Source organism: Larkinella humicola, assembly GCF_008727875.1.
Classification (GTDB): domain Bacteria; phylum Bacteroidota; class Bacteroidia; order Cytophagales; family Spirosomataceae; genus Larkinella; species Larkinella humicola.
In genome coordinates, this window is sequence record NZ_VTWS01000014.1 from 34,553 (window position 1) to 43,707 (window position 9,155).

Consider the following 9,155-nt stretch of genomic DNA (forward strand, 5'->3'; position numbering starts at 1 on the left):
GCAGGCACAATCCACAATGCTTTACTTCAACGAACCCCCCAAAGAAACGCTGGGCCGCAACCGAAATCAATTAAGCATTAATCGATTCTTTACCGACCGCGACGATTTTCTTTGGTTCGTCAGCGGCAGTGGACTGTGCAGGTACGATGGCCATGAGATCGTAACGGTGCGTTCCGATCCGGCGGATTTGAACTCCCTCTCCTCGGGGCGGGTGGCGGATATGATTCAGGACGAGCGAGGTACGTTCTGGATAACTACCCGCGACGGGGGCCTTAATGCCTACAATCAACAAACGGGCAAAGTGACCCATTTTCAGCACCTGCCAACCAACAACACCAGTTTATCGTCGGATAAGCTCCGGTTTCTTCAACGCGATGAATCCGGTTATCTCTGGATTGGGAGCGATTATGGTATGAATCGGTTCGACCCCCAAACGGGCCATACGGTCCGTTTTTTGCCCAAACCAGGCAAGCTAGGGCAGTTGCAGGGCAACCCGCTGTCGCCTATTCTGGTTGAATCGCTGGGCCGGGCCACGTCAGGCCGGGCCACGCAAGGCCACGCCAAACCTGGCCAATCCAGGCCGGGCTATGTTTACGTTTGCACAACGGCCGGGTTCGAGCAGTTTGACCGAACCAGTAACCGTTGGCGGTGCTTTCCGACGGTAAATAAACTAGGGGTACCCGTCATCAACGCCACTGATGAACTTAATGTGATTAACGGCCTCTGCAAAGATCGTCGGGGCAAGATCTGGATGGGAGTTCCGGACCAAACCGGGTTGCGGGTTTTTAACCCTAAAACTGGTCAAATCAATTGGTTCGATCGGCGAACGGCCGACGGCAAACCCATTCCGTTTCCAAAAGTGATTCTTGAAGATCGGGTGGGGCGGCTTTGGCTTTGCTGCGACAACGACATCTTCCGCATTTCAGCCGACCGGACCGTCGTGGAACAATGCACGCCCGTAGCCATCAGCAATGGGGAACAACTCAAGGAATTGGTAACGCTGTATGAAGATAGACAGGGGTTAATCTGGCTGGAGAGAACAAGCGACAAAAACCCACTTTTTTTCGACCCCCGACAGGAAAGTCACCCAAACATTCAACTGCCGACGTTGGACATCCCCTCCGGCACGTCTGCCGGTGCAGTACCGATCCGACCTGTGACCGAGGGTCTGATGCCCGACTCGGACGGTTTCATCTGGATCAGTACCGATCTGGGCCTGATTCGCTATAATCCGGGCCAATCCCGGCCGGGCCGGGAAGAGATGAAGATTGTACTGAAACAACCCTTTACTTATTTCACCAGCCCACTGCCAGCTGTGACCGGAACCAGCTTTGATCGCTACCTGCTTGTAGGCGCGGAGGCTGGCCTGTTCGTTTACGACAAAAAAACGGGTCGTCTCACACCCGTCCGTTTAGATAAGACTGGGCGTAATACGATCCCGAATGCCATCGCTTCGGCCCTTGATCGGGATGAGGACCTTTGGATTTCAACCTGGGGGAAAGGACTTTTCCGCATTCCAAAGGGCAGCTTATCGGTCGAGACAGGGCTGGTGAGTACCTATGAACAATGGAAAAACGACCCTACCAATGCCAACAGTCTATTATCGAACACGCTGCAAAAGATTGCGGTCGATGCCCAGAACACGGTGTGGGTGTGCGGATCTGCTCACGGCCTCAGTCGGGTAAATAAACGAACCCGGCAAGTGCAGCGGTTTGTGCTCCGCCAAGGCGACCCTTATGGACTGGCCAGCAACTACACCTTTTCGCCCCTGATTGATAAACAGGGTGATGTATGGATAACGAGTGGGTATTCCGCTCCCTTACAGAAGCTGTCGGTCAAAACCGGGCGATTCAAAAAATATGGCATCACCAACGGGTTTACGGATGATTATTTTGCCCACGCTACCCTCGACAGGACTGGCAAAATCTGGTTCAACCAACATCAGGTAGTATCCTGTATTGACCCCCTTACGGAGCGCGTAACCACGTTTCCGCAGTTCGTGGGCAACTCCGTTTACTCAACGCCCATTATATCACTGCCTAAAACCGGCGAAGTATATTACGGTTGTCAGACCTATTTACGGCGGTTTGGGCCAAACGTCACCGCCCAGATCATTACCAAAGCTTCGTCGCCCCTGAGGTTGATTGGAGTTTCCTGTTTCGACATTGACGGGACGCAATCCATGCGTCTTCTGCCCCCGGATCGCTGGCGAGCCAATAAGTTGGCATTGTCGCACCGGGAAAACACGGTAGAACTAAAATTTGCGCTGCTGGATTACCGTAATACCAGCAGTCGTGAATATTCCTATTCCCTGACCGGACCGAATGACGAGCCACAATGGGTAAGCATCGGCCTGAAAAACACCGTCAATTTTGCCCAGATGAAGCCAGGAACGTATCTGTTTCACCTGAAAGCCCGCAACAGCGACGGGGTCTGGAGTGAACTGGCAACACCCTTGCGCATCGGTATCAGCCCGGCCTGGTGGCAAAGCCCCTGGGCTTATGGGGTTTATGCACTGTTGTTCTTACTCGGTTTTTGGTACCTGATGAAGGCCCGTCTACGGGAACAAGCTCGTGAGCTGGCCTTGCAGGAAGCGGTAGTCATTAAACAGCAGCGCGACGAGATTGCTCAAAAAAACGCCCAGAACGAACTCCTGCTGAAAGAGATCCATCATCGGGTCAAGAATAACCTGGCCGTGGTGTCGGGTTTGCTGGCGTTGCAGTCGGCTAAAGTCACCGACCCGAACGTAAAAGCAGCCATGCAGACCAGTCAGAACCAGGTGCAGAGCATGGGTATCCTCCACCAGAAACTTTATCAGGGAAACCAATTAGGGACGATCGAAATGCGCGATTATTTTAAAAACCTGAGCGAAAGCATCCTCCATTCGTTCGATGCCGTCGGCCGCATTACCATCGATTGTTCGATGCCTGAACTGGTGCTGGATATTGACACCGCAATTTCCATAGGACTGCTAACGAACGAGTTACTGACTAACTCGCTTAAATATGCGTTTGTCGGCAAGGACAACGGCACTATTCGCATCAGTCTAACGCGGATGGACAACGATTCATTGCTGCTGCAAGTGGCCGACAATGGTATCGGCAAGCAGCCTGCCGAGGCCGTCAAAGAAACGGGCTTCGGGACCCAGTTGGTGGACTTGCTCACCTTCCAGCTTGATGGTATTCTGACCTACGAACACCAGGACGGGACGCTAGTCAAACTCCAATTCAAAAGATCGGCCACTGTCTGAGTCCGGCCAAATCCGGACCTTACCCTGGATCGTTTGGTCATCGGGTATACAACGGCTAGTATTCGGGCTATAGAGCCGTGCTACGTACTTTCTTATGTGTTCAGTAAGGGTGATAGCATCCACCGCCATTTTCATCCCACTCACAACCATGATTACAAGATCATTAGGCACTAAATTGCTTTTGCTATAGTTGAATTTGCTATAGTTGAATAGGTCCTAAAAATGAGATCCAAAAAGGTTGATTTGTCAGAAGGTCACATCATACTTCTGGGCGAACTGCCTATTTTATAGCAGTTACATTTTTGTTGACAGTACACAAAATCTATAGCTTTTTGAACCTGCTAATTTTGTAATTCGACTAGAGGCAACTCCAAGGTCAGAATGTTCATTCCAAAAAGCATAAAAAAATTAACTCAGTAGAAGCTATAAAATCAAAATACCTTGTCATCATTTGGGTAAGGCTATTTCAGTGTAATACAAATATCGCTTGACTTGTAACAAGGTAGTGACTTTCGTACTTTGGCAAGTAAAGTATGAAAGTCACTACCCTGCTATAATAGTTACTTAACGGCAAGTAATTCGAGTTGTTCGATCACAGGGGGCACACTTAGTAGAGTATCAGCATTCGCCATCAACGCCTTGGCAATTTCACCGCTCAGGTGGGCTTGCCGGTCGTCTTCGGTGGCAAATGTGTCGAAAATACCAAACGTATTCTCATTTATCTTGAAGGCATACCAACGGATGGTGCCCTCTTCCAGTTGAGCCAATGCCAGCGCTTCTTTCAGAAAGTTCTCGACAGTAGCTTCTTGGCCAGGTTTTGCTTGAACACGAGCAAGTAATGACAGTTTTTCCATGATATATGAGTCTAAAGGTTTGTAATACGTATGATAGTTAACAAACATATGACTTGGTCATCCATTTTGTAATTCATTTAAGACATGCGATTGTATAAATAGATTGTGTCACTTGAAACGCTGGTTTGATGCGTTAGGAAAGGAGCAAAGGATTAACAGATTGGGAAACCCATTCAAAACGCAAGCCTGTGGCTATGTTCTATTTAATTGCCCAAAAGTGAGCCAATGGCCTGAAAATGAAGCTTTTGTTTAATTTCCATTCAACAAATATACAGTTTAACCTCATAATTACCCGTTTTATAGACGATATAAGTGTCTTACAAAAGAAAAGCTTGGAAGCTGTTAAAACTAAACGCTATAGCTGGGATAAAAACTGGTTAATCTTGCTTGCCTGTACAGGGTTGATGCTGCCTATATATGAGGGTATTCTAAGATGGGTATACCACAAGCTAAAACGGATTTGGAATTAATTTAATCCGTTTCTTAAAGTTCAAAACGTAGAGGGACGCTCTTCCTGATACGACGGGCTCCTGGGCAATAGAATTGTACATAGCGTATAGCGGCCGAGTTGGCTCTCAATCTCCAGCCGTCCGCCGTGTTGCTGAATGAATTGATGCGATAAAGAAAGCCCCAAGCCAATCCCAGCGATCAAGGTCGAATTGGAGCCCCGAAAAAAACTCTTACCAATGTGTTCCAGATCTTCTGCGGGAATACCAATCCCGTAATTCTTCACCGTGATGCGGATGTCGGTCGCCAAAGTTTCTAATCCAACTTCCACCGGCTTGTTCGAATTGGACGAATACTTTAGGGCATTACTCAACAGATTTTCCAGAACCTGCTCGAGGATAATGGGTTCCACGCTGATAATGACTTCATCTGAATCAGTCTGGAAGATGACCCGCTGGTATGCCGCATCCTGCCAAAGTTGATGCATAAGAAAATGCTGAAATAAAGCTACCAAATCGACAAGTTCGGGTTTGAGTGCGCCCTGCAATAAGGGCATGACCTGTTTTAATAAAACTTTGGTCAGCAACCGATCCAAACGCTGAATTTCCTGGCGGGTCTGGTTGGAATACTGAGTCACTTTTTGAGCCAATACCGCATCGATGGAACTCCTGTACTATACGGCTCTTTTTCTGATCATGTAATGTAGCGACCGGTACGCCGGAGCGGGATCGCAGCTAATTGTAGAAACCGATTCGTATCCATTAAGAGATAGTTGAGATAAGATGTTTGGAACAGTATCCCATTGGTTACTTCAACAGTGTTAGTTACCCCATCAATGAAACGCACCTGAACAGCAGCCCACTCGCTAGCAAACCAAATCGAAAAAGCTTGTTTTTCATCTGAACCTAAAGAGCGAGAACATGAAAAAGCGGGAGCCGCCTTTGGCAAAGAGCGTCGCCGTTAGAATCAAGTTTTCAAGATTATTGAAGCGGACCAATTAACTCGATGAAAGTACCGTCGGGATCCTGCACAAAAACAAAGTGCGCTTTGGCATTCAGGGGTGTAGGGGTGCTACCCAGAAACGGCACCTTCAGTTTCATTAGCCGGTCGATGATGGGTTGCAGGGCTTTTACCTGAATGGTGATATATTGCATGCCCGTATCGTCTTGAATATGTTTGGGCTTCGGATGCGCCGGTTTACTGCCCAAACTCATCAGCTTCCAGTCGGTTGCTTCAGGGCTGTTTTCGAGCTTCAGTATGGTTACGTTCGTGGCTACACCATTGGTCAGGCCGGAACGTTTGCCGAACTCTTCATTGATGGTAAAGCTGCCGGTTTTGACCATACCGATGCCATTCACGTAAAAGTCAAGCGACCGTTCGAGATCGGCGACTACCACCCCTACGCCAATTGTTTTGCTGGCAAAATTGGATTGCCCCAGCGCACTCAGGGCACCCCCAAGTACCATTAATATTATTTTGACACATTTATAGAAAGCTACCCTAGTCTTGTTCTTCTTGAAAGGAATCATTTGTTACTTCGTTATAAGTCTGATTTAATGTAAACGAGGAGTGATCGTCCCGTTGCTAACTGTGATTTTTAGTGTAATCGCTTCATTGTCATCTGCTTTCAATCGGATCGTTTTTCCCTCGACAAAAAGAATCTTGGCTGGTTTTTCGTTGCATATCTAGCTCACGGTCTCCGGCTTTATGGGAGCTAAAGTCCGAATATCACTATTCCTACCCGACCGTTTTTTTTTGCAACTGTAGGTGATACACTAATCTCGCACTCCTCACATTGGGCGGCAATCGCGGCTTTTAACTTAGTGCTTATTTTTAGCTCTAATCGGCTCTCTTTCATGGGAGTTAAATTTGTATGGATTATTACTAAAGAGAGCGAAAAATTTCTGTATAACTTACGTATGAATCAGCATCTTAAGCGTACGTACATTTACTGTATGGCCTGATGACAACTCTTTAACATCGGATTTAGATGTACGTCGTCAAATGAAAGTGGACAAAAGGGGTGAAAATGAGAAGAGACAATTCAGTAATCGCACGGGCGACCCCGTTGTTTCACTCAAATCACCTTAGTTATGTTCAATTCAACCAAAAAGTCCTCTCCTAGCCGATCTAAAACGGCTCAACCAGTTACTTCAACCGCCGAGCGCAAACCAGCACTCTCCCTCATCAAAGTCATTCAACGGCAGACCCGACGGCAATACACCGCGGAAGAAAAGATTGGCACCGGCCACCCGGCGCATTGTTCTGGAAGGGCTGCTGGGCGAGCAGTCGGTCGCCGAGATCTGCCGCCGGGAAGGGCTCAACACCAACATCTATTACCGATGGATGGGACCGCCCATGCGGTAAAGAGTTTTTGGAAGCTGGCAAAAAGCGCTTGGCAGGCGATACCACCCGGGAAGCCACTGCCCCCGAAGTGCAGTCCATCAAGTCCGAGAATGAGGCTCTGAAACAGTTGGTAGCCGAACTGAGCTTGGAGAATCGCTTATTAAAAAAAAGCCTAAAAGCAGACGACTAATCCCTATCACCATATGACTAAGTCAGAGAAAATGCGGGGCCGCCCGTGCGGAGATCATCACCTTAGTCGAACAGTCACCGCTTAGCGTAAAAGCTACTTTGCGCGAATTGGGTATCAATCGGTCAACCTTCTACGAATGCGGGGCCGCCCGTGCGGTACGAACGCTATTCAAGCGATGGTTTTGATAGTTTGGCTGACCAGCCTTATCGACGTACCAGTACCTGGAACCAACTGCCATCCGTTGAGAAAAGCCGAATTGTTGAACTAGCCTTAGAGCGACCCGATCTTTCGTGTCGAGAATTAGCCTGTCATATCGTTGATAATGAGCATTGGTTTGTGTCAGAGTCAACCGCCGGGCGGCCCCGCGTTTACCGTATTCTAAAGAGCCGAGGGCTGGTGACTACTCCGGCTTATCGGTTGATGGAAGCAGCTGATCATTTCTACAATCCTACTACGGCTCCCAATCAACTCTGGCAGACTGACTTTACATACTTCAAGATCAAGCACTGGGGTTGGTATTATCTATCAACCGTGCTGGATGACTACTCACGCTATATACTGGCTTGGGAGTTGTGTCCGGGTATGCAAGCGGTAGATGTGGAGCGAACGGTGCAAGCCGCTTTGCGAGCCAGTAGTTTGAAGGCAGGTCAGCGGCCTCGTATTCTGTCAGACAATGACTCAGCCTATGTGTCCCGGTATCTGAAGGAGTATTTGAAAGGGGAAGGCATTGATCATGTTCGGAGCACTCCCTTTCATCCAATGACTCAAGGTAAGATTGAACGCTAACGGTCCGCCGTCGCGGCACCGATCCATGAAAAATGTCCTGTTATTGGAGCACTATTACAGTCCCGATGAACTAAGAACACGTCTGGCTGAATGGGTGGACTACTATAATCATCACCGGTACCATGAATCACTGGATAATGTACGGCCAGCGGATGCCTACTGGGGTCGCCAAGATCAGATTCTGGCAGATCGGCAAAAAACTAAGCAGCTAACCTTGTCCCAATGACGAAAAAAGCGGTCCGCCGCCGCGGCATATTTTTCAGCGAGTTCAAAGTGGCTAAAACCTTCTCTTTTCACCCGTATCGGTCCACTTTTGGTTGACGACGTACACATGTTGTTGAACAGGCAACCAATGGGAAAGTAGCCTTATATCGGCTGAAACAAATACAGCCGGATATAATTATCTGCGATGTCATGATGCCCCAGATGGATGGTTTTACGTTTTTGCATACCATCAAACAAAACCTTTCGGCACATTCCCGTGATTTTACTGACGGCTAAAGTAGCCAGAGAAGACCGGATTGTGGGTCTGAAACAGGGTGCAATCGACTATTTAACGAAGCCTTTTTTGAAAGAAGAGCTGTTGCTAAAGGTCAAAAATCATGTTCAGTTAAAAACGGATGTTACGGCCATTATTTGCCAGCAGGAAGGTGAAAAAGCTGTCCTGACTGTTCAGTTTGTTAAACGGGTAACGGAACTACTGGAAGCGCATTATTCCCAAAAAGATTACCAGCTCAGTAAATTGACCGACGGATTAGTCATGAGTCGCTCGGCAGTCCAGCGGAATCTGAAGCGTTATTTTTCCAAAAATTTTCTGGAGTTGCTCAAAGAATTCCGCCTTCGAAAGTCAACGGATTATCTCATCAACACGGATTTGTCCCTGGAACGAATCGCCGGGCAGTGCGGTTTTGGAAGCCAGTCTTATTTTTCCTCCTCGTTCAAAACGGCCTTTGCGTGCTCTCCGCTGCGTTATCGAACGGAAAAGCAATTTCTCCGGCAGATAAACGAGACGTGAGTCAAGAATTTTCGGGCACCATGAGCGGCAGGTGCAACCAAAAAAGCGAAATTAAAACTCCAATTTTCATTTTTGGCCGCGCCACGACGGTCCGCCGATGCGGTGGCCCCATTTGGTAGCGAAGACCTGCGTACCAATTCGGTTTGGTATCCTCGCTCAATAAGTGGGTGTATTTATAGAACATCCCAACTTTGTTTGCATTAACGCTGTTAACGAAAGTACGCCTACGTTGACATTTTATAGCAACCTCTCCACGTACCTTCTTTC

General features: G+C 48.1%; 6 protein-coding genes and 2 pseudogenes. 4 read left to right on the forward strand and 4 right to left on the reverse strand.

Going from position 1 to position 9,155, the window contains the following annotated elements; translation table 11 throughout:
• Positions 1 to 16: 16 nt before the first annotated feature.
• Positions 17 to 3,250, forward strand: a complete 3,234-nt coding sequence (locus tag F0P93_RS30825) for a histidine kinase dimerization/phosphoacceptor domain -containing protein (RefSeq protein ID WP_225309726.1) — start codon at positions 17 to 19, stop codon at positions 3,248 to 3,250.
• A 560-nt stretch (positions 3,251 to 3,810) separates the two neighbouring features.
• Here F0P93_RS30825 and F0P93_RS30830 read toward each other — a convergent pair.
• The 3 genes from F0P93_RS30830 to F0P93_RS30840 form a co-directional block, all read right to left on the reverse strand.
• Positions 3,811 to 4,104 (reverse strand): putative quinol monooxygenase, encoded by a 294-nt coding sequence (locus F0P93_RS30830; protein WP_150881650.1) that lies wholly within the window; start codon positions 4,102 to 4,104, stop codon positions 3,811 to 3,813.
• Positions 4,105 to 4,594: 490 nt separating this feature from the next.
• A complete protein-coding gene (locus F0P93_RS30835; RefSeq protein ID WP_191908973.1) occupies positions 4,595 to 5,188 on the reverse strand; it encodes a sensor histidine kinase in 594 nt (197 codons plus the stop codon).
• 343 nt (positions 5,189 to 5,531) lie between these two features.
• Positions 5,532 to 6,017, reverse strand: a complete 486-nt coding sequence (locus tag F0P93_RS30840; protein WP_191908974.1) for a VOC family protein — start codon at positions 6,015 to 6,017, stop codon at positions 5,532 to 5,534.
• Positions 6,018 to 6,644: 627 nt separating this feature from the next.
• Between F0P93_RS30840 and F0P93_RS30845 the strand changes: the two are divergent.
• The 3 genes and pseudogenes from F0P93_RS30845 (at position 6,645) to F0P93_RS30855 (ending at position 8,888) form a co-directional block, all read left to right on the forward strand.
• A pseudogene (locus F0P93_RS30845) lies at positions 6,645 to 8,099 on the forward strand (IS3 family transposase).
• Positions 8,100 to 8,215: 116 nt separating this feature from the next.
• Positions 8,216 to 8,374, forward strand: a pseudogene (locus tag F0P93_RS32065) (response regulator); the annotation flags it as partial.
• Positions 8,355 to 8,888, forward strand: a complete 534-nt coding sequence (locus tag F0P93_RS30855) for a response regulator transcription factor (RefSeq protein ID WP_191908975.1) — start codon at positions 8,355 to 8,357, stop codon at positions 8,886 to 8,888. The pseudogene F0P93_RS32065 and the gene F0P93_RS30855, both read left to right, overlap by 20 nt.
• A 1-nt stretch (position 8,889) precedes the next feature.
• Here the strand turns inward: F0P93_RS30855 and F0P93_RS31840 are convergent.
• Positions 8,890 to 9,155, reverse strand: a 266-nt coding sequence (locus F0P93_RS31840) for a hypothetical protein (RefSeq protein WP_225309727.1), incomplete at its 5' end; no start/stop codon positions are given.